This is a genomic window from Natrinema sp. HArc-T2, from assembly GCF_041821085.1.
In the GTDB taxonomy this organism is placed as follows: domain Archaea; phylum Halobacteriota; class Halobacteria; order Halobacteriales; family Natrialbaceae; genus Natrinema.
This window is the reverse complement of the sequence record NZ_JBGUAZ010000005.1, coordinates 100,481-120,944: the sequence shown is the minus strand read 5'-3', so window position 1 is coordinate 120,944 and position 20,464 is coordinate 100,481. Positions and strand designations below refer to the sequence as shown.

19 protein-coding genes are annotated in these 20,464 nt (G+C 62.6%); 10 read left to right on the top strand and 9 right to left on the bottom strand.

Annotation, left to right across the window (positions count from 1 at the left end; genetic code table 11):
- The first annotated feature begins 218 nt into the window (after positions 1–218).
- Positions 219–635, top strand: a complete 417-nt coding sequence (locus ACERI1_RS13285) for a CBS domain-containing protein (protein WP_373618715.1) — start codon at positions 219–221, stop codon at positions 633–635.
- Positions 636–834: 199 nt separating this feature from the next.
- Here ACERI1_RS13285 and ACERI1_RS13280 read toward each other — a convergent pair whose 3' ends face one another.
- Both ACERI1_RS13280 and ACERI1_RS13275 read right to left on the bottom strand, forming a co-directional pair.
- Positions 835–978 carry a hypothetical protein gene (locus tag ACERI1_RS13280; protein ID WP_373618714.1) on the bottom strand — a complete coding sequence of 48 codons (144 nt, stop codon included), beginning with the start codon at positions 976–978 and terminating at the stop codon, positions 835–837.
- A gap of 40 nt (positions 979–1,018) precedes the next feature.
- Entirely contained in the window at positions 1,019–2,389 is a 1,371-nt protein-coding gene (locus tag ACERI1_RS13275) for a nicotinate phosphoribosyltransferase (protein ID WP_373618712.1), read from the bottom strand.
- Between the two features lie 330 nt (positions 2,390–2,719).
- Between ACERI1_RS13275 and ACERI1_RS13270 the strand changes: the two genes are divergently transcribed.
- Positions 2,720–3,817 carry a sodium:phosphate symporter gene (locus tag ACERI1_RS13270; protein WP_373618711.1) on the top strand — a complete coding sequence of 366 codons (1,098 nt, stop codon included), beginning with the start codon at positions 2,720–2,722 and terminating at the stop codon, positions 3,815–3,817.
- A 138-nt stretch (positions 3,818–3,955) separates the two neighbouring features.
- Positions 3,956–4,894, top strand: a complete 939-nt coding sequence (locus ACERI1_RS13265) for an ATP-binding cassette domain-containing protein (RefSeq protein ID WP_373618710.1) — start codon at positions 3,956–3,958, stop codon at positions 4,892–4,894.
- Between the two features lie 25 nt (positions 4,895–4,919).
- Here the strand turns inward: ACERI1_RS13265 and ACERI1_RS13260 are convergent, their stop codons facing one another.
- A complete protein-coding gene (locus tag ACERI1_RS13260; protein WP_373618708.1) occupies positions 4,920–6,056 on the bottom strand; it encodes a COG1361 S-layer family protein in 1,137 nt (378 codons plus the stop codon).
- A gap of 254 nt (positions 6,057–6,310) precedes the next feature.
- Here ACERI1_RS13260 and ACERI1_RS13255 point away from each other — a divergent pair, with 254 nt between their 5' ends.
- Both ACERI1_RS13255 and ACERI1_RS13250 read left to right on the top strand, forming a co-directional pair.
- A complete protein-coding gene (locus tag ACERI1_RS13255; RefSeq protein WP_373618707.1) occupies positions 6,311–7,111 on the top strand; it encodes an ABC transporter permease in 801 nt (266 codons plus the stop codon).
- Positions 7,112–7,171: 60 nt separating this feature from the next.
- Entirely contained in the window at positions 7,172–7,639 is a 468-nt protein-coding gene (locus ACERI1_RS13250; protein ID WP_373618705.1) for a universal stress protein, read from the top strand.
- Positions 7,640–7,650: 11 nt separating this feature from the next.
- Here ACERI1_RS13250 and ACERI1_RS13245 read toward each other — a convergent pair whose 3' ends face one another.
- Positions 7,651–9,126: an AMP phosphorylase gene (locus ACERI1_RS13245; RefSeq protein ID WP_373618703.1), complete on the bottom strand. Its 1,476-nt coding sequence runs from the start codon at positions 9,124–9,126 to the stop codon at positions 7,651–7,653.
- A gap of 154 nt (positions 9,127–9,280) precedes the next feature.
- Between ACERI1_RS13245 and ACERI1_RS13240 the strand changes: the two genes are divergently transcribed.
- A complete protein-coding gene (locus ACERI1_RS13240; protein WP_373618701.1) occupies positions 9,281–9,916 on the top strand; it encodes a dienelactone hydrolase family protein in 636 nt (211 codons plus the stop codon).
- 569 nt (positions 9,917–10,485) lie between these two features.
- Here the strand turns inward: ACERI1_RS13240 and ACERI1_RS13235 are convergent.
- Positions 10,486–10,902: a cobalamin B12-binding domain-containing protein gene (locus ACERI1_RS13235; RefSeq protein WP_373618700.1), complete on the bottom strand. Its 417-nt coding sequence runs from the start codon at positions 10,900–10,902 to the stop codon at positions 10,486–10,488.
- A 114-nt stretch (positions 10,903–11,016) separates the two neighbouring features.
- On the opposite strand from ACERI1_RS13235, the gene ACERI1_RS13230 reads away from it, so the two are divergent.
- Positions 11,017–11,523: an N-acetyltransferase family protein gene (locus ACERI1_RS13230; protein ID WP_373618698.1), complete on the top strand. Its 507-nt coding sequence runs from the start codon at positions 11,017–11,019 to the stop codon at positions 11,521–11,523.
- A 12-nt stretch (positions 11,524–11,535) separates the two neighbouring features.
- Here ACERI1_RS13230 and ACERI1_RS13225 read toward each other — a convergent pair whose 3' ends face one another.
- The gene (locus ACERI1_RS13225; RefSeq protein WP_373618697.1) at positions 11,536–13,233 is read right to left on the bottom strand and encodes a methylmalonyl-CoA mutase; all 1,698 of its coding nucleotides are present in this window, start codon (positions 13,231–13,233) and stop codon (positions 11,536–11,538) included.
- Positions 13,234–13,400: 167 nt separating this feature from the next.
- Here ACERI1_RS13225 and ACERI1_RS13220 point away from each other — a divergent pair, with 167 nt between their 5' ends.
- Positions 13,401–15,038: an acyl-CoA synthetase gene (locus ACERI1_RS13220; protein WP_373618696.1), complete on the top strand. Its 1,638-nt coding sequence runs from the start codon at positions 13,401–13,403 to the stop codon at positions 15,036–15,038.
- 48 nt (positions 15,039–15,086) lie between these two features.
- Here the strand turns inward: ACERI1_RS13220 and ACERI1_RS13215 are convergent, their stop codons facing one another.
- Together ACERI1_RS13215 and ACERI1_RS13210 are read right to left on the bottom strand one after the other, a co-directional pair.
- Positions 15,087–15,473, bottom strand: coding sequence for a Zn-ribbon domain-containing OB-fold protein (locus tag ACERI1_RS13215; RefSeq protein ID WP_373618695.1), 387 nt, complete (start codon positions 15,471–15,473; stop codon positions 15,087–15,089).
- A complete protein-coding gene (locus tag ACERI1_RS13210; RefSeq protein WP_373618694.1) occupies positions 15,473–16,642 on the bottom strand; it encodes a beta-ketoacyl synthase N-terminal-like domain-containing protein in 1,170 nt (389 codons plus the stop codon). The genes ACERI1_RS13215 and ACERI1_RS13210 overlap by 1 nt, the downstream gene beginning before the upstream one ends.
- A 130-nt stretch (positions 16,643–16,772) precedes the next feature.
- On the opposite strand from ACERI1_RS13210, the gene ACERI1_RS13205 reads away from it, so the two are divergent.
- Complete coding sequence (locus tag ACERI1_RS13205) at positions 16,773–17,636, top strand: 3-hydroxyacyl-CoA dehydrogenase family protein (RefSeq protein WP_373618692.1); 864 nt, start codon at positions 16,773–16,775, stop codon at positions 17,634–17,636.
- A gap of 9 nt (positions 17,637–17,645) precedes the next feature.
- Here the strand turns inward: ACERI1_RS13205 and ACERI1_RS13200 are convergent, their stop codons facing one another.
- Complete coding sequence (locus tag ACERI1_RS13200; protein WP_373618690.1) at positions 17,646–18,770, bottom strand: acyl-CoA dehydrogenase family protein; 1,125 nt, start codon at positions 18,768–18,770, stop codon at positions 17,646–17,648.
- Positions 18,771–18,902: 132 nt separating this feature from the next.
- On the opposite strand from ACERI1_RS13200, the gene ACERI1_RS13195 reads away from it, so the two are divergent.
- Positions 18,903–20,459: an acyl CoA:acetate/3-ketoacid CoA transferase gene (locus ACERI1_RS13195; protein ID WP_373618687.1), complete on the top strand. Its 1,557-nt coding sequence runs from the start codon at positions 18,903–18,905 to the stop codon at positions 20,457–20,459.
- Positions 20,460–20,464: the final 5 nt, after the last annotated feature.

The window sequence follows — 20,464 nt, the reverse complement described above, 5'->3', positions numbered from 1 at the left end:
ACGATTCGCGGACTGGCCCGTGAAACGGATGTCACACTCGGCTGTTCGTGCCCACACTGTGAGCAGTCGTATATGATCGTTCGAGACGGACTGATGTACTGTCCATCGTGTTCGAATCGACGTTCGGTGTAGTCGGGGGCAGTCGAGACGAGTTGACTGTCATCGCGATCACCGCGAAACACTATGTCACTCGTTGTGGGACGGATGATAGAGGTACCATGCCTATCGATAACCTTGCACGGAGTGATGTCGTTACAGCTTCAACTGACGAACCCGTCCACGACCTCGCAGCGACGATGCACGACGAAGACGTCGGGAGCATCGTCATTACTGACGGCGAGCCAGTTGGAATCGTCACTGATCGCGATCTGACGATGCGGGTGCTCGCCGAGCAGACAGATCCGGATGGACTGACCGCTGAAGACGTGATGTCGGACGGCCTCGAGACGATCGAGCACGACGCCGGCTTCTACGAAGCCACCGAACTGATGAGCGAACACGGTGTCCGGCGGCTTCCCGTCATTGCAGACGGTGCCTTGGAGGGAATCATCACGGCCGACGATCTCAACGAACTCCTCGCCGAGGAACACCAAGAACTGGCAGAAGTCATCCGGGCACAGCGGCCACCGTACTGAACCACCGTTCGCCCTCAGAGACCGGTCGGATCATACAGTCTGCTGTCACGGTATCTCGGCGCATCCACATGGCGGTGGCGGGTCTGCGACCGTCCTGCGGGTACACCGAGACATCGGGACAGCAGCCCGTCTCAGTTGGGACTATAGACGGGGGGCTCTCTTCTCAGTCTCGAGCCGTGTGTCCTGCGTGAGTGCGCTCTTATGCGCCTTCTTGCAGGAATCGCCCCTCCTGCTCGTAGATCGAGACCAGCTCTTCGATGAACTCCTCAAGGGTCTCGTCGTCTTCGAGGTGGCCGTTCATACGTTCGACGAGGTCGTCATCGAGTTCGATCGTTTGGACCATTACAGATGCTAACGCTCGCCAGCCGAATAAAGGACACCCGTCACAGCTCACGCTCCTGAATCGTGCGTTCGGTCCGTTGTGTAATCTCCTCGAGCCGGTCACTGATTCGGACCTCGTACGACTCGGGATCGGTCACGCGCCGGAAGCGGTCGGGCAGGGTCTCGAGTTCCCGGCAAGCTCGCTGCTGGATCGCCTCGAGCTCCGGCGGCGTGTAGACGAGCGAGCCGTCCTCGAAAATCGGCTCGAGTTGGGGCTCACCGGCCTCGAGCGCTTCGTCACGTCGTGCCAGGACGTCGTACTGATACTGCCCGTCTCGTTCGACGCGATGGAGTGCTTTCTGTCCGGGATAGGTGACCTTCCCGGGCGAGAGCTTCATACTTGGGGCGAGCGTCCCGTCGCGCTCGACGGCGGTCAGTTTGTAGACGACGCCGCTATTCGGTGCGTCCGCGCTCGTCGTCAGCGCTGTTCCCGGGCCGAACGCCGTCGCGACGCCGCCGTCGTCGAAAAACTCACGCAGGAAGAACTCGTCGACGCCCGACGAGACGACGATGGATGCGTCGCCGACGATCTCGCGGACCCGTTTCGAAAGCTCGATCAGGTTGCCCGAATCCAGGCGCACGCCACCCAGGTCAAGATCGCGATCCGCGGCGACGGCGACCGCTCGCTCGGCACCGGCAACCGTGTCGTAGGTGTCGACGAGGTAGATCGCGCCGTCGCCGTAGACGTCGGCGAACGCCGCGAACGACTCGCGTTCGCTCTCGAAACTCTGCACCCACGAGTGTGCCATCGTCCCGTACGTCGGAATATCGAATCGCTCGCCGGCCAGCATGTTTGAGGTGCCATCGAAGCCGCCGATGTACCCCGCCCGCGCGGCCTTGAGTCCGGCATCGGTCCCGTGGGCGCGACGAGACCCGAAGTCGACGAGGTCCTGTCCGTCGCCGTGTCTGCGAACGACGTCGGCCATGCGCGCCCCCTTCGTCGCAACGAGCGTCTGGAACCCGATCTGATTGAGCACGAACGTCTCGAACAACTGTGCTTCGTGGATCTGCGCAGTGACCTCGAGCAACGGCTCGTTCGGGAAGACGAGCGTTCCCTCGGGAAGCGCCCGAATCTCGCCGGTGAACTCGAACGCGTCCAGGTACGACAGAAACTCCGCGTCGAACCCTTCCTCGGCCAGGTAGTCGAGCGCCCGGTCGTCGAACCCGAGGGTTTCGACGTAGTCGATCACCTGCTCGAGGCCGGCAGCGATCGCGTAGCCGCGATCTGCCGGAAGATCGCGGAAGTACAGTGAGAACGTCGCCGTCGGTGTGTGACCCGACTCGTAGTACCCCTGCAGCATGGCGAGTTCGTACCGATCGGTGAACAGCGCACGATCGTGGGGGTCGAAGGTGCCGGCTGTCGGTTGCGTCATAATCGTAGTGTGTCTGACACCGGGACGACCGAAATAGGTTGGACCCGGTTTGGACTGCTGCTGGCGACTGTTCGTCACAGCCGTCGTGATCGTCCACTGTTGGGAGCGATCCGTGACGGTGACGCCGACTCCCCAGCCGAAATCGTATCGACTGCCACACACGATGACGCGAGGAGTTCCGACCCAGAATCGAATCGGACTCGCAGTCCTGATCGGCGGCACAGAAATAGAACATCGAGTTATAATTCGCCGCGAAACAGTCGCGTTTCAGTGATTTTTGTTTATACCATTGACAATTCTTTAGTCGGCTTGGCGCATCCCTGCGGACAGGTGGCGGGATTGTCCAATCAGTCATCAGTACCGCTCTCGTTTCAGATACTGGGTACGGTCGTTCTGTTCCTCTTTGCGATTCAGCTGCTTGGATCAGCGGTCGAGACGCTCTCACCGCTTCTCAGACGAAGCCTCGAGCAAATCATCGTCAATGATCGCTCGGCGCTCGGCGTCAGTTGGATCGCGTCGTACGTGTTAGCGAACGGCTCGATCGTCGCTGCCCTGTCACTTACACTGTTCCGGTCTGAACTCGTCATCCCGTCGCAGTTGTTTCTCATGGTCGTCGGCTCGCGACTCGGTGGGGCTGCGATCGTGCTCTTTATCGGGGCGTTCGATTATCTGAACGAAGAACTCGAGTCGGTAAGCGAGTCGGTGCGACTCGGACTGCTAACGTTTTTGCTCACTCACTCGATCTATCTGCCGGTGCTCGTGGTCGGATACGTCTTACTCCCCGTCGTCGAATCGTGGAACGTCTCCCATCCCGTGATTGCCGGCGAGACGGGAATCGCCGATCGACTGGTTCCCGAAACGGATGTGAACGTTCCAGATCTCGTTCCGGTATTCACTGAGTGGATTATCAATGCTGTCGGCGCAGTCGTTGCGTTTCTCCTGGCGTTTGGGTTGATTTTCTTGAGTATGCGGCTTTTCGACCGCATACTCGACAGCGTCGACAAACAGCGGTTACGAGAGCGGTATGTGAAACGCTTGAACGACAAGTGGACCTCGTTTACCATCGGACTCGTTTTCACCGGGCTCACGATGAGTGTCGCGTTCTCTCTCGGCGTGATCGTACCACTCTACAACCGCGGCCATATCAAACGACGTGAGATTATCCCGTATATTCTGGGCGCAAATATCGGAACGCTGGTCGACACACTCATTATCGCAGTGGCGCTGGACGTTCCTGTTGGCGTGCTAACTGTCGCGTTGTTACTCGGTCTCGGGTTTCTCATCTCGTTGCTGCCGTTACTATTCTACAACAGGTATGTCAGCGGTATTACCATGGTGTATGAGGAAATTGTCGATAACAGAGGCTATTTTATCGGCTTTCTCATCTCACTGTTGATCGTCCCGTTATTGCTTATCGTTCTGCGATAGGCCGTCACTGTCGAGTCACGCGGTCAGTACCCGGTTGTACGCGGGTTACGCAGCCACCGCGTGGCGAACGAATCGAGGCGATGCTGCCAGTATGCGGCGGGTCGTCACTATAAGCCTCGAGCCGTCGTTTCGACACCCGTGACTAGCGCCGAGCCACCGCCGATCGAAACCGACGGGCTGACGAAGTACTACGGAGATGTCCGCGGGCTCGAGGACCTCTCGATCGCTGTCGAACGCGGTGAGATCTTCGGTTTTCTCGGCCCGAACGGCGCGGGAAAGTCGACGGCGATTCGTGTCCTGCTCGGGCTGTTGAAACCCACTGAGGGCGAAGCCCGACTGCTGGGACACGACGTCACGGACCGGACTGGGTTGCGCGAGGCGAAACGACACCTTGGCTATCTACCGAGCGACGTGACGTTCTACGACCGGGTGACCGGCGAGGCGGTCCTCGACTACTTCGGTCAACTCAGAGGTGACGAGCGACGGGCCGAACTGCTCGAGCGGTTTCCGGTTCCCCTCGAGCGCAACGTCAAGGCCTACTCGAGCGGCAATAGACAGAAACTCGCCATCATCGCGACGTTCATGCACGATCCAGAGCTGGTCATCATGGACGAGCCCACGTCGGGGCTCGATCCGCTCGTCCAGAACGAGTTTTACGACCTGCTCGATGAACGCCAGGAACAAGGTGGAACGAGCTTCTTTTCCTCGCACATTCTGAGCGAGGTCCGCCGCGTTTGCGATCGCGTCGGGATCATCAGGAAGGGTCGGCTGATTGAACTCGACACCGTCGACAACATCCTCGAAGCGGGTGGGACGGTCGTTACCGTCCGACTCGACGAGAACCCGCCGGTGTCGGCGCTCGAGTTCCCGGGCACGGCACACGTCGAACGGCAGGACGAGACGTACCGGCTCGTGCTCGCACGGGAGTTCGACGCGCTGATCGATCGCTTGCACGAGTACACCGTTCTCGATCTGACTGTCCGTGAGGCGTCCATCGAGGACGTGTTCATGCATTTCTACGGCGAGTCCGACGAAGACGATCGAGAGCGCACAGCGCGATCGGAGTCCGACGCCTGAGAGTGCCCAGCCCCTTCTTGATCGCTCACCGCCTGCGAAGCCACCAGATAGCCGCGAGCACGAACACGACCGCGACGGCGGCAAACGGAGCGACCGAGTCGACGTCGGTCGGCTCGTCGGTGTCAGCGATCGTGACCGGCGTCGTCACCGGGTCCGTCCTCGTGCGATCCTCGGTCTCGGTATCGTAGCTGAGCGTGACCGCGACGCCGGTCGTCGTCTCGATCGCGTCCGACGACGACTCGAGGGCGAACCGAACCGTTTCCGACTCGCCGGCCTCGAGCGTTCCGATGTACGCAGTCGGCGACTCGCTCGAGAGTGGCGGCGTCACGTTCAGCGCGGCGACGACATCGGTCACTGTCTCGGAGCCGTCGTTCGTCACCCGAACCGTATAGACTCCAGACCCGTCGACTGGAATCCGGTCACGGACCGGTGTGATGTCGAACGAGTGGGCATCGTCGACCGGGATCGGAACTGGCGAGGGACCGCCAGTCACGACTGTTTCGTCGGTGTCATCGTCATCATCGTCGTTGTCGTCCTCGTCGATGGTGTACTGGACGGTTGCAAACACCGGATACGTCCCCGACTCGACGCTGGCTGCACTGACGTCGATGGTAACGGTCTCGGTCTCGTCGTCGTCGAGTTCCTCGATCGAGATCGACTGGCTCGGCTGTGGTGCAGTCGGCGGGCCGAACGTGACCGTCCCTGTCGACTGTAACGTGACGACGACGTCTGTCACGTCCTCGTCGCCGTCGTTTGTCACCTCGAAGGTCATCGTCGTCGTCTCACCCGCACGGACGGACTCGTTCTCCGCGACGGCAACCGTGACGTTGTCGTCAGCCGGTCGTAGCACGGGGAGGCCTGCCGTCTCCGCCGTCGATGCTCCCGTCTCCGAAGTGTCGATCGTCTCGTTACCTTCGGGCACAGGCGGTCCGGGTTGAGGACGGATGGTCGTCCCATCGGCAGTGCTGTCTCCGTCGACCGTCGTGGCCGCCTCGTTGCGCTCCGTGGCGTTGTCTGGCGCGCTAACTTGCGGCGTGACACTGCTGCCATCGGGGAGCGCAGCGACACTGCCGACGCCGCTGGCGACCACCACTGCGACGAGCAAGAGGGCGACAATGCGGCGGTGTCGCCGTGTCGGCTCATACGGACTCCTCCCAGTCATGTCTGGCGCACCCGCGGCCCGTCATGCGGGTGCACCGGTACACAGTGGTAGCAGACCGTATCACGCTCCGCGCCCGTCATATCCGACCCGAAACGATCGATTACAGGATAAACCACGAGGCCCGTTCCAGCCGCGAACGACTTACTTACTCGAGCGCTCGGCGACCAACACTGCGTTACGTCGCGTCGTCTCGCCTGACAGTCCTGCACCTATAAGATGCTGTCACGCATCGGAACGCGACGATTCGACGCCGCATGCTCGAGATGACATCCTTCGAGGCGGGTCGTCGGCTCCGCGGATCGCTGTTGCTCGCCGGTGCGCTGATCGCGTTGATCGTCCTTACGGTCGCGCTCTTTCCGTCGATCGAGGAGACGGGTGTCGATTTCGACGCCTATCTCGAGTCGTTGCCACCCGAGGCAACGCGGGCGTTCGTCGGGAGCGTGACGACGCTGACGACGATCGAGGGGTATCTCGTCTCACAGCTCTATCAGTTCGGCTGGGTGTTGTTGCTCGCGATCTATTATGCGTACGCCGCCGCATCGACGGTCGCCGGTGAGATCGAACGCGGCACGGCAGAAGTGATGCTGTCGTTGCCGATCTCGCGTACGCGGTTCGTCGTCGCGAAGTTTCTGTCACTCGTGCCGGGACTGGTCCTGGTCAACGCGATCACCTTTCTGGCGATCTATCTCGGCGTGGAACTCGTCGGCGAATCGGTGTCCGTGACCCGGCTGTTTGCTGTCCACGCGTACTCGATCGCGTACTTACTCGCCTGTGCCGGCGTCGGACTGGTCGCCTCGGTCGCGTTCGACTCCATCCGTCGGGCACAGACCGTGGGAGCGGGAGCCGTTTTCGGGCTGTTCTTGCTCGATACGTTTACGTTCGACACCGAGTACGAGTGGCTCGGCGATATCGCGTTCTCACGCTACTTCGATCCGGGCGCGATACTCGTCGACGGCGAGATTGCGTGGCCGGATCTGTCACTCCTCGTGATCGCCGTCGTCGTCCTCGTCGTTGCGAGTAGCGAATTCTTCGAGCGACGCGATCTCTCCGGCTGACAGAACCACGTCCAGCGACCCGGAATACTCTTTTGAGACTGGGGGTGGCACGAAGTGACGATGCCACAGAATCTCCTCGTCCCGTTCGACGGGTCGCCGCTGTCCAAACGCGCACTCGAGTACGCGTTCGACGAATACGACGATGGAAACGTCGTCGTGCTCCACGTGATCGACCCGAACGACCCTGGCTACAGCTCCGCCGTCGATGTTGATGTCCGAACCGAACCGCTTCACGGATCCGACGCCTGGTACGACCGTGCCCACGAGGTCGAAACACAGCTGTTCGACGAGGCACGCGAGGTGGCCGCCGACGCCGGCGCTGATGGCGAGCTCACGACCGAATCGGCAGTCGGCGACCCGGCACGCGAAATCGTCGACTACGCCGACGCACACGACATCGACGAGATCGTCATCGGGAGCCACGGTCGCTCCGAGACGAGTCGCACCTTACTCGGGAGCGTCGCCGAACTGGTCGTTCGCCGCTCGCCGGTGAGCGTCAGCGTGGTTCGCGGCTCGGAGACGCGCTAATCGACTCGATCTCACCGCTGTTCGACGAGCGCGTCGGTCTTGCTCCGTACCCGGATCGGCTCGCGGTCCGCAGCCAGCGTCTCCGCCGCGGCGCGTTTGCTCGCCGTCTCCGCGTAGATGGTATAGAGGTCATCACCGGGTTCGACCGGCTCGGTCGTCGACGTGTGGATGACGAGGCCAGCACGAGCGTCCTTCGGTGCGCCCGCCCGCCGCGCGAGGTCACAGAGCTGCCTGTTGTCGACGCTCGTTACGACGCCCGACCGGTCGGCCTGGACGGTCGTCGATTCGGAGCCCGGCTTGAGGTCGTCGGGCTCGACATCCGGATCGCCACCCTGTGCCGCGACGATGCGTCGGAACCGATCGAGCGCCTGGCCCGACTCGAGGATCTCGGTCGCTGATGCGTCGACGCCACAGTGTGCAAGGAGCATCTCGGCCAGCCGAACCGACTTGAGACGGAGCGACTCCGGGCCGTCCCCGCCCAAGACGGCGAGGACGTCCCGGGCCTCGAGAAGAGGGCCGACACCGCGACCGATCGGCTCCGTTCCGTGGGTGATCGCGCAGGTGACCGCCACGTCGAGGTGGGCACCGACGCGCTTGATGTCGTCGGCGAGTTCGCGGGCGTCGGCGAGGCTCTCGACTTTTGCGCCCTCGCCGTAGGGGATGTCGATCACGACGTGTGTTGAGCCGGCGCTGCGCTTTTTCGAGAGCACCGAGGCCATGAGCTGGCCCGGCGGGTCGATCGACAGTGGGTTCTCGGCGCGGATGATCGCGTCGTCGACCGGCGAGAGGTCGACGCCGCCGCCCCAGACGAGACAGCCGTTCGTCTCCGCGACGATCGACTCGATCTCGTCCATCGAAAACTCGACGTCACAGAAGACCTCCACGACGTCTGCGGTCCCGGCCGGCGAGGTCACGGCACGCGACGAGGTCTTGGGCATCGTCAAGCCAGCCGCCGCGACGATCGAGACGATGATCGGCGTGACGCAATTCCCTGCCACGCCGCCGATCGAGTGTTTGTCGGCGACGACCGGCGTCTCCCACGAGAGTTGCTGGCCGATGTCAGTCATCGCCCGCGTGAGGTGTTTGGTCTCCTGGAGGGAGAGTCCATTCGCGTAGACCCCCGAGACGTACGCGCTCAACTCGATATCCGACAGCCGGTTCTCGTGGATGTCCTGGACGATTGCCTCGAGTTCGTGGCTCTCGAGTTCGATGTCGTTCAACTTCTTGCGGACGTACTGAACCGATTGCGGCGTCCCGGCGAGTGCCACGTCGACGGGGCCGCGAACGTGATGTAACGGCTCGGTCACGCCGAGGACGCCCCGCTCGACCAGTTCGTCGGTCACTTTGACGATCCCCGTCGTCGTGCCGTTTTCGTCGATCCGGAGTCGGTCGAGCGGGTGCGCACCCAGTTCGGTCGCGTCGGCAGTGTTCAACAGAACGAGCGGGCGGCTCGTTCCGATGTCGATCCGGGTTGTCTCGAGTCGCATTCGTCCATGATATACGTCCCCATTTAGCAAAACGATAGGGGACGAGTGTCGAACCGTGGCGAGTCGTCGCCGATGACCGACGGTGTCGTGACACAGTCCCCGCGAGTGATCAGTGGGTGTCGCTACTAAGGCGTCAGGCGTCGAATCACCCAGTATGTCGGGATCGAACCTCGTGTCCATTCCGGTCGACGACGTCGAACTCGAGGGAGAACTCGTCGTCCCCGAGGGGGCAAGTGGGCTCGTGGTCTTCGCCCACGGCAGCGGGAGCAGCCGGAAGAGCCCGCGCAACAACTACGTCGCCGACGTGATCCGAGAACGGGGGCTGGGAACGCTGCTGTTCGATCTGCTGACCGAAGCCGAAGACCAGACCCGCGAAAACCGCTTCGACATTCCGCTGTTGACCGACCGACTCGTCGCGGTGACCGAGTGGCTGCGAGACCGCCCTGAAACTGCATCGCTCCGGTACGGCTATTTCGGCTCGAGTACCGGTGCCGCATCGGCCCTGCGAGGGGCGGCCCGCGACGAAACCGACATCGATGCCGTCGTCTCCCGCGGTGGTCGCGTCGACCTTGCGTCACCGGTCCTCGAGGACGTAACCGCCCCCGTGTTGCTCATCGTCGGCGGCAACGACATGCAGGTACTCGAGTTAAATCGCGACGCTGCCGATGCGCTCACCTGCGAAACCGAACTGCACGTCGTCGAGGGCGCAGGCCACCTCTTCGAGGGACCGGGCCAACTCGAGGAAGTCGCCGAGGTGGCTGCCGACTGGTTCGCAGCGAAACTCGACTAGACGAACGTCAGTCACCGACTCTCATCTCGGATGGCGTCGCTCGCAGTGAGTCGGTTTCGACAGTCGAGCCACTAGATTGATTACTGGCAGCGTCCTAATACAATCGTGGGTCGAACCCCACGCGAGACTGCCTGCGAACAGCGGTGGCGGGATTGACGGCCCCCACCGCACTTGTGCCATCACGGATACTCGTTGTCCGCTCGAGCGGGACTGCTCGAGTGAGCTACGACAGACTGTTCTGATAGATTGCTTACTGAACCGCGCTGCGTTGGATATAATTAGCTCATTACAGTTTGCTTCATGATATAGTAATTATACTGCCAGTAACAGCGTTCACGGAACCGACCGTAGCCTGGCGCTGGTTGTATCAGATGTCGAGAAGCGGCTAATTCGGGCTGGAAAGTCGAGAATATGTGTCTCCCGACGACGTCACTGATCGGTCTGACACTCGGATTCGCCCGAAACCAAATACACTTCGAAATCGATAGTTAGCTGTATCTAACAACTGCTTGATTATTTCAGACATATCTGTAGTCGCCTCTGTATTCGCGATCGACCGCCACCCGCTGTTACCGGTCGGGGGCGTTCTCGCGGACGAAGTCGATCGTCTCTTCGATCGACGTTCCGGGGCCGAAGATCGCAGCAGCTCCCGCCTCTTTGAGTTCGTCGCGGTCTTCCTCCGGAATGACGCCGCCGACGAGCACGAGCGTATCGTCTTTCGCGCCGTATTCCTCGAGGCCGTCCATGATTTTCGGGACGAGCGTGTCGTGAGCCCCGGACAGAATCGAGATACCGAGGACGTCGATGTCCTCCTGAACTGCGGCCTGCACGATGTCGTCGGGTGCCTTGTGCAGCCCGGAGTAGATGACCTCGAAGCCGGCGTCACGGAACGCTCGAGAGATGACGTGTGCGCCACGGTCGTGGCCGTCGAGACCGACTTTCGCTACCATACATCGAATCGTCCGCTCATCGTTCCCGGTACTCATGGATCGCGGTTCGAAGAGGAGATGTATGATTCTATCGGATTCAGACAGTTTGGCCGTCGAAACGGCGCTTCCCACCGGGGAAAGAATTAATCTCGAATAGATGGATGGTGACATATGACAATCCGTGACGCGACGACCGACGACATCGACGCGATTCAACGCGTAGCCCATTCTTCATGGGAAGCAGATTACCCGGATATTCTGAGCCGCGAGTCGATTCAGGAGGGAGTTGACGACTGGTACACCGAGGCGTTGATTCGCGACTCGATCATCTGGTCGCAGGCGCTCATGCTGGTCGCCGAGCGGGACGACTCGATCGTTGGGTTCGCACACGCCACGTTCGAGCCGGACGAACACACGGGGACGATCCTTCGTGTGTACGTCGACCCTGACCACCGCGGTGAGGGGATCGGGAGCGACCTCCTGACCGAGACCCGAGACCGGCTGTTTGAGCAGGGCGTCGAACAGGTCAGCGCGATGGTGCTCGCAGCAAACGACATCGGCAACGAGTTCTACCAAGCGTTTGGCTTCGAGCAGACGGCAACCGAACAAGTCACGATCGGCGACGAGCGCTACGAAGAGTGTACGTACGTCCTCGAGCGCAAGTCTGAAAATCAGTGACGGGAAGCCGCCTCAGACGGGGCTGATCTCTTCGCGGTAGGCCCCGTGGTGGTCCTGGAAGACCTGCATGATCTCGCCCATCGTCGCGTAGGCCTTGACGGCGTCGACGATGTAGGGCATAACGTTCTCGTCGCTCGTAATCGCGTCTGACAGCGCCTCGAGCGTCGCGTCGACTGCCTCGTCGTCACGGTCGGCTTTGACCTGTTCTAAGCGCTCGAGTTGGCGGTCTCGGGTCGTCTCGTCGACGTGTAACAGCTCCGGTGAGGTGTCTTCCTCGATGGTGTATTCGTTGACGCCAACGACGACTTCCTCGCCGCGTTCGACGCGTTGCTGGTACTCGTAACTGGCTTCTTGAATCTCGCGGTGGTAGTAGCCCTGATTGATGCCGTTGAGCACGCCGTCGCGAACCGAGCCGTCGCCCATCTCCTTGATCTCCTCGAGATAGGCCATGATCTCGGCTTCCATCTCGTTGGTGAGTTTCTCGATGGCGAAGGAACCGCCCATGGGGTCGACAATGTCTGCCGCGCCGGATTCCTCGGCGATGATCTGCTGGGTGCGTAAGGCGACGCGGACGGCCTTTTCGCTCGGCAGCGCCAGGGCCTCGTCGAAGCTGTTAGTGTGCAGCGACTGGGTGCCGCCGAAGACGCCGGCCAGCGCCTGGATCGTCACCCGGACGATGTTGTTCAGGGGCTGCTGGGCCGTCAGCGACTGGCCCGCCGTCTGGGTGTGGAACTTCATGCGCTTGGATTCGGGCGCGTCCGCGCCGTACCAATCTTCCATCACACGGGCGTAGACGCGACGTGACGCCCGGAACTTCGCGATTTCTTCGAAGATCGAGTTGTGCGAGTTGAAGAAGAAAGAGAGCAACGGGGCGAACTCGTCGACGTCGAGCCCGCGCTCGAGACAGTCCTCGACGTAGGCGAAGCCGTCGGCGAGCGTAAAGGCGGCTTCCTGGGCCGCAGTCGACCCGGCCTCGCGGATGTGATAGCCCGAAATCGAGACCGGGTGGAACTTCGGCGTCTCCTCGACGGCGAACTCGATCGTGTCGGTGACGACCTCGAGGGAGGGCTCGGGTGGGATGACCCACTCCTTCTGGGCGATAAACTCCTTGAGCATGTCGTTCTGGAGGGTGCCCCGGACCTCGTCACGGGGGACACCCTGCTGGTCGGCCAGCGCGATGTACATCGCGTAGATGACCGCCGCTGATGGGTTGATCGTAAACGAGGTCGAGACCTCGCCGATGTCGATCCCGTCGAACAGGACTTCCATGTCCCGGAGCGTGTCGACGGCGACGCCTTCCTTGCCGACCTCGCCCTCGCTCATCGGGTGGTCCGAGTCGAGGCCCATCAGCGATGGCATGTCGAAGGCCGTCGAGAGCCCGGTCTGGCCCTCGTCGATCAGGTAGTGAAAGCGCTCGTTGGTCTCCTCTGCGGTCCCGAAGCCGGCGAACTGGCGCATCGTCCACGTGCGCCCGCGGTACATCGTCGGGTACGGCCCCCGGGTGTACGGCGGTTCGCCGGGGAAGCCGAGGTCCTCGTCGAAGTCAAGGTCGGCGATGTCTTCAGGCGTGTAGAGACGATCGACCTCGTGGTTCGAGACTGTCGCGAACCGCTCTTTGCGTTCCCCGTGCTCTAAAAACGGCTCGAGCGTCTCGTCTTCCCACGACTCCCGTTGCTGGGAGATCTCGTCCAGCTCGTTCTCGTCGAACATTGTCTAGCGTATAGATGCAACTCTTCTAAAGTGTTACCCCCGTCGGGGCGGCTGTCCGGCGGAATCGGCGGTCGACACCAGATGCGAAATATCTGCCAGCTCGTTACACGACACCCCTTACCAATAGTAACAAAAGTTATAAGAACTGGACTTCTGATTACCAAGATATGGGTGTCAATCACACCACAGAAGTGGACAGTTTCGAGTGGGATATTCCGGAATCGTACGCGATCACGTCGGTTGTCGCAGACCACGCTGACTCAGTCGGCGATCGCGTCGCCGTCCACTTCCTCGATGACGAGGGGGCCCGCGAGGAACGAACCTACGCTGACATTCGGGACGACATGAACCGGTTTGCCAACGGCCTCGAGTCCCTCGGCGTCGGACAAGGTGACCGGATCATGCACCTGTTCCCGCGCCATCCCGACGCCTTCGCCGTCCAACTGGGCGCGCTGGCAACCGGGTCGCTGTTGGTCCCTTGCTCGTCGATGCTGCGCTCGAAAGACATCGAGTTTCGGGCGAACGACTGCAACGCGACGAGCATCGTCGTCCACGAGTCGCTGACGGACATGGTCGAGCCGGTACTCGAGGAGACGCCCCTCGAGCGGGTTATCGTCCTCGACGGCACCGAGGACGATCTACAGGGCGACGGCTGGACGACGGTCGCGACCGTCATGGCCGACGAGTCAACCGACTACGACGGCCCCGAACTGGCCGCCGAGGACCCGATGACGATCAACTACACCAGCGGGACGACCGGCCAGCCCAAGCCGGTCTTGCACAAACACCGCTGGCAGTACTGTTTCAACCGGATCAACGCCCCCTACTGGTGGGGTATCGACGAGGACACCGACCTCGAGGACGAACTGCTGTGGGCGACGACCGGCACCGGCTGGGCGAAGTGGTTCTGGAGCCCGCTCGGCGTCGGCCTGACGACGGGCGCGACCCAACTCATCTACGACGGCGAGTTCGAACCCGACACGTTCCTCGAGATCATGGAAGCGGAAGGCGTCACCAAGCTCTGTGCCGTCCCGACGCAGTACCGGATGTTCGCAAACGCCGACCTCGCAGACTACGACGTCCAACTCAACGACACGCTCTCGGCGGGCGAACCCCTCAATCGCGAGCCGATCGAGCGCATTCGGGACGCCTGGGGCGTGACCCCACGCGACGGCTACGGGCAGACCGAGACTGTCGCGCTCGTGACGAACTACCCCGGGATCGACGTCAAGCCCGGCAGCATGGGTAAGCCGACGCCAGGCGTCGGCGCGACGATCATCGACGTCGACGACGAGGAAGAGGTCGAGGCCGGCGAGATCGGCGAGGTCGCCGTCCCGGTGGACTCGCCGGCGATCTTCGACGGCTACTACGAGAAACCCGACCTCGACGAGGAGAAACTCTCCGGCGACTACTACCGCACGGGCGATCTCGCCTCCCGCGACGAAGACGGCTACTTCTTCTTCGAGGGCCGGGCCGACGACATCATCATCTCCTCAGGCTACCGGATCGGCCCCTTCGAGGTCGAAGACGCCCTCGTCACCCACGACGCCGTCGCCGAGGCCGCCGTCGTCGATAGCCCACACGAGGAACGCGGCAGCGTCGTCAAGGCCTACGTGATCCTCGCCGAGGACTACGAGGGCAGCGACGAGCTCAAAGACGAGCTGCAAGCGTTCATGAAAGAAGAGACGGCCCCCTACAAGTACCCCCGACGGATCGAGTTCACCGACGAACTCCCCAAGACCTCGAGCGGGAAGATCCGACGCGTCGAACTCCGGCAGCAAGAACAGAAGAAACACGGCCTGTAGTCGGGCCGCCGGTTGTTCGCGTGCCGTTTTTGTCGCGGTGCTGTCTCGTTATGCTGCCGGACGGAAGACGATGGTCAGCTCGCCGTCCGTCTCGTTCGATTCGACGGTCGCGGTAACGCGGTCGCCGATTTCGACGGCTGCCTGATCGATGCCCCGCACGACGCCCGTAAGCCGGACGCCGTCGAAGTCGACGACGGCGGTGACGTATGGTGCGTCGTCCTCGAACTGCGGCGTCGGGACGAACACGGTCGTGTGCGTAACGATCTCGCCGGACGCTGGCAGGTCACGCTGCTCGAGGTCGCGGTCGCCACAGTGGGGACAGGAACGCCGCGGCGGGAGCAGGCCATGGTCGTTCTCGCAGGTGAGATAGTAACCCTCGCCCTCTGCAAGCGCCTCGAGGAACTCGTCGTACTCGCCGTTGGTCACGTCAGTCATTAGTCCATCACCTCCAGGACGTGAACGGTCGCACTGGCGACCGTCCCACCGGCGTTCTGGGCAACGCCGACCGTCGCGTCTTCGTCGACAGCGTCAGCACGCGGGTGGGTGCCGTCGAGCAGCGTCGCGATGGCCGCGACCTGTGCGGCCCCGGTCGCACCCACCGGATGGCCCTTCGCTTTCAGGCCGCCCGAGAGGTTCACCGGCAACTCACCGTCACGGCGCGTCTCGCCGCGGCGGGCCGCACCGATCGCCTCGCCGTGACTGTAGAGTCCAAGCGCCTCGAGCGCCAGCACTTCCGCGATGGTAAAGCAGTCGTGGACCTCTGCGATGGCGATGTCGCTTGGCTCGATGCCGGCGTCGTCGTAGGCTTCCTCTGCAGCGTCGCGGGTTGCAGGCGTCCGCGAGAGCGACTGGCGATCGTGTAGCGCCATCGTATCGCCGCCGTGGCCGGCTCCGGTGATCGCAACGTTCGCCTCGAGGTCGTGTTCCGCGGCGTACTCTGGAGACGTCAACACGAGCGCTGCCGCGCCGTCGCTGATCGGGCAGGAATCGTACAGGGTAAACGGAGATGCGATCTCGGGGGCACCGAGTGCGTCCTCGACCGTGATCTCCTGCTGGAGGTGCGCGTGGTCGTTGACCAGCGCGTTGTCGTGGTTTTTGACCGCGATGTAGGCCAGATCCTCGTGGCTCCCGCCGTACTCGTCGAAGTAGGCGCGTGCCATCAGCGCATACGCACCGGGGAAGGTGACACCCGACCGGACCTCGTAGAGGTCGTCGGCTGCGCCGGCCAGTCCCTTCGTCGCCCCGGCCGTCCCCATGTTCGTCATCCGTTCCATACCGCCGGCAACGACGACGTCGGCCTCGCCGCTTCTGATCGCACGCACAGCGTCATGGACCGCAAGCCCGCTCGAGGCACAGGCGCTTTCGACCCGACGCGAGGGAGCGGTCGTACCGAGTGCCTCTGCCATGAGCGGACCCTGGTGGCCCTGTTCTTCGGAGAGGGTGCCGACGAAGTTGCCATAGAAGAGTTCGTCGACGTCCGCGGCCGGGACGCCGGCGTCCTCGAGGGCGGCGAGCCCTGCCTCAGCGAACATGTCCCTTCCCGTCCGATCGGGATGCGATCCAAACGACGTCATTCCTGTTCCGGCGAGTCGTACCTGCGACATTGGCTACCAGAACCACATATCAGTTCGCGCGGTATAGCTGTGTCGGACGACGACCGCGTGCTGTATTCGTCCTTTCCGTTACTGACGAGAGTCGGGACATTTACTACGACAGTCCGACCACCACCGAGTGATGGTATCAAACGTAGAGACGATCGACCGTGTCGGCGTCGTCGGCGCTGGCACGATGGGCAGTGGTATCGCACAGGTCGCCGCAACGGCTGGGTACGACGTCGTCATGCGCGACATCGAACAGGAGTTCGTCGACAGTGGCTTCGAGACGATCGACGATAGTCTCGGTCGCCTCGTCGACAGAGACGCCCTGACCGAGGACGAAGCCGACGCGGCTCGCGACCGGATCACCGGCACGACCGACCTTGAGGACCTCGCAGACTGCGGTGTCGTCGTCGAGGCTGCCGTCGAAAACCTCGAGATCAAACGCGACATCTTCGCCGACCTCGATGAGATCTGTCGCGACGACGCCGTCCTCGCGACGAACACGAGTACGCTCTCGATCACCTCGATCGCGAGCGCGACCGAGCGACCGGCAGCCGTCGTCGGCCTGCACTTCATGAACCCCGTCCCCGTGATGGAGGGTGTCGAAATCGTCGTCGGTGAGAAGACCGACGACGACGTCACCGAGCAGGCACACGACTTCGCCGAGGAGCTGGGGAAGACGACCTGGGAGTCCGACGACAAGCCGGGCTTCGTCACCAACCGCATCCTGATGCCCTGGCTCAACGAGGGCATTCGGGCCTACGACGAGGGTGTCGCGACGAAAGAGGACATCGACGCTGGCATGGAACTGGGCACGAACGTCCCGATGGGGCCGCTGACGCTGGCCGACCACATCGGACTGGACGTCTGTCTCCACGCCTCCGAGACGCTCCACGAGGAGTTAGGCGACCGCTACAAGCCAGCCTACCTGCTCAAGCGCAAGGTCGAAGCCGGTGAACTCGGCAAGAAGACTGGAAAAGGCTTCTACGAGTACGAGTAACGAGTCGCGTTACTCGGTCAGGTGCCGTGAGATAACCTCCTTCTGTATTTCAGAGGTCCCCTCGTAGATCGTGGTGATCTTGGCGTCGCGATAGTAGCGCTCGACGTCGAAGTCCTTGGTGTAGCCGTAGCCGCCGTGGACCTGGACTGCCTCGTCCGCGACGTCGACAGCCGTCTCGCTGGCGAAGTACTTCGCCATACTCGCCGCCTGCGGGTCGAGGCCGCCATCGTTTTTGCGAGCGGCGTCACGCGTCAGCAGGCGTGCGGCCTGCACGTCGGTCTGCATATCCGCGAGCTTGTGGGCGATCGCCTGGTGGTTGATGATCGGCTCGCCAAACTGCTCGCGTTCGTTGGCGTAGCTCACGGCGGCGTCGAGGGCCGCCTGAGCGACGCCGACGGCCTGGCTCGCGATCGCAATCCGGCCACCAGTCAGGATCGAGAACGCAGACTTCAGGCCGTCACCGACTTCCGTCAGGCGGTTCTCCTCGGGAATCCGCACGTCGTCGAAGATGAGCGTCGTGGTGTCGCTGGCACGCAGCCCGAGCTTGTCCTCTTTCTTGCCGACTTCGAGTCCTGGCGTGTCCTTGGGCACCAAAAACTGGGTCACAGTATCGGGGTCGTCGCGGTCGGTCTTCGCGAACAGGATGACGACGCCTGCGCGCTTGCCATTCGTGATCCACTGTTTCTTTCCGTTGATGACGTACTCGCCGTCCTCGAGCCGTGCTTCAGTACTCATCTCGGCCGGGTTCGAGCCGGCGTCGGGTTCCGAGAGCGCGAAGGCACCGACCGGTCGACCGTCGACCATCTCCGGCAGCCACTCGTCTTTGTGTTCCTGGGTGCCGAACTGGCGGATACACGAGGTGGCCAGACAGTGGACCGACAGCGCCGTCGCGACCGCCAGGTGACCCCGCGCCAGCTCCTCGTTGACGATGCTGTAGGTCACTTCGTCGGCGTCGAACCCGCCGTACTCCTCGGGGACCGTCAGTCCGGTCAGATCGAGCTCCGCGAGCCCGTCCCAGACGTCTTCCGGAAACGTCTGGGCCTCGTCGTGTTCGTCGACCGTCTCGGCGACTTCTTTCTCGACGAAATCGCGAACGGTATCCTGTATCAGTTGCTGCTCGGCTGTTAGCTCCATACCGGTGTGTTCGAGAGCGAGGTAGTAAAGCGTACGATTCCGCTATCCACCGTCGATATCGGCGTTACCGCTCGAGGTCGTGGTGTGTCCCAGATAGGTAAGTAAAAATAGCGCCTCCCGCGAGGGGTAGGTATGACGGTTCGACAGTCTAGAGACGCGGCAGTCGAATGTATCGACGACGGCGATACGGTCGGCGTCGGCGGCTTCGTCGCCGTCGGGATTCCCGAATACGTCCTCGAGGCGCTCGGCGAACGCTACGCCGAAACGGACCATCCCCGAGATCTCACGCTCTACCATCCCGCCGCGGAAGGCGACCGACAGGGCCGTGGACTCTCGCATCTGGTCCAGGACGGGATGCTCGAGTGTACGATCGCGAGCCACTGGGGCTTTACGCCCGACCTGATGGAGAAGATCGTCGACAACGAGATCAAAGCCTACAACCTGCCCTTCGGCGCGATGGACCACATGCTCCGGGACACTGCTGCGGGCAAGCCCGGCACGATCAGCCACGTCGGGCTGGGGACGTTCGTCGACCCGCGACAGGACGGCGCGAAGGCCAACGACGTCACCGACGAGGACATCGTCGAGCTCATGACCGTCGACGGCGAGGAGTACCTCTTCTATCACTCGGTGCCGATCGACGTGGCGATTATCCGTGGGACGACGGCCGACGAGAACGGCAACATCACCATGGAGCGGGAAGCCCTCGACTCGAACGTGCTGGCAATGGCCCAGGCCGCCCACAACTCCGGCGGCACGGTAATCGCACAGGTCGAACGCGTCACGGAGTCGGGAACGCTCACCGCTCGCGACGTGGCCGTCCCCGGCGTGCTGGTCGATTCCGTCGTCGAAGCGCCACAGAGTCACCACCAGCAGACGTACGCCGAAGACTACAACCCCGCCTACAGCGGCGAGATCAAACAGCCGACCGACGACGACGCCGAGCCGCTCCCGCTCGACGAGCGGACGATCATCGCCCGCCGGGCCGCGATGGAACTCGAGCCGGATTCGGTCATCAACCTCGGCGTTGGTGTCCCGGAACTCGTCCCGGTCGTCGCGGCTGAAGGCGGCGTCGACGACGAGATCACCCAGACCGTCGAGTCGGGGCCGGTCGGCGGCGCTGCTTCCGGCGGGATCAGCTTCGGGACCGCGGTCAACCACGAAGCGCTGGTCTCCTCGACCCAGCAGTTCGACTTCTACGACGGCGGCGGCCTCGACATGGGCTTCCTGGGCATGGCACAGGCCGACGCGATGGGCAACATCAACGTCAGCCGATTCGGCTCGCAGCTGCCCGGCTGTGGCGGCTTCATCAACATCACCCAGAACGCCGAGAAGGTCGTCTTCTGTGGCACCTTGACGACCGACGGCCTCGAGATCGAGGCCGGCGACGGCGAACTCTCGATCGAGAGCGAAGGCTCGAGTACGAAGTTCGTCGACTCGGTCGAGCAGATCACCTTCAGCGGCGAGTACGCCGTCGAGATCGACCAGCCGATCGTCTACGTGACCGAGCGCGCCGTCTTCGAACTGACTCCCGAAGGCCTCGAGCTCACGGAGGTCGCGCCAGGAATCGACGTCGAGGACGACGTCATCGACCCGATGGGCTTCGAACCGATCGTGGCCGACGACCTCGCGGAGATGAACCCGGCGCTCTTTGCTGACGAGTCGCTCGACCTGACCGACGCGATCTAGGGCGG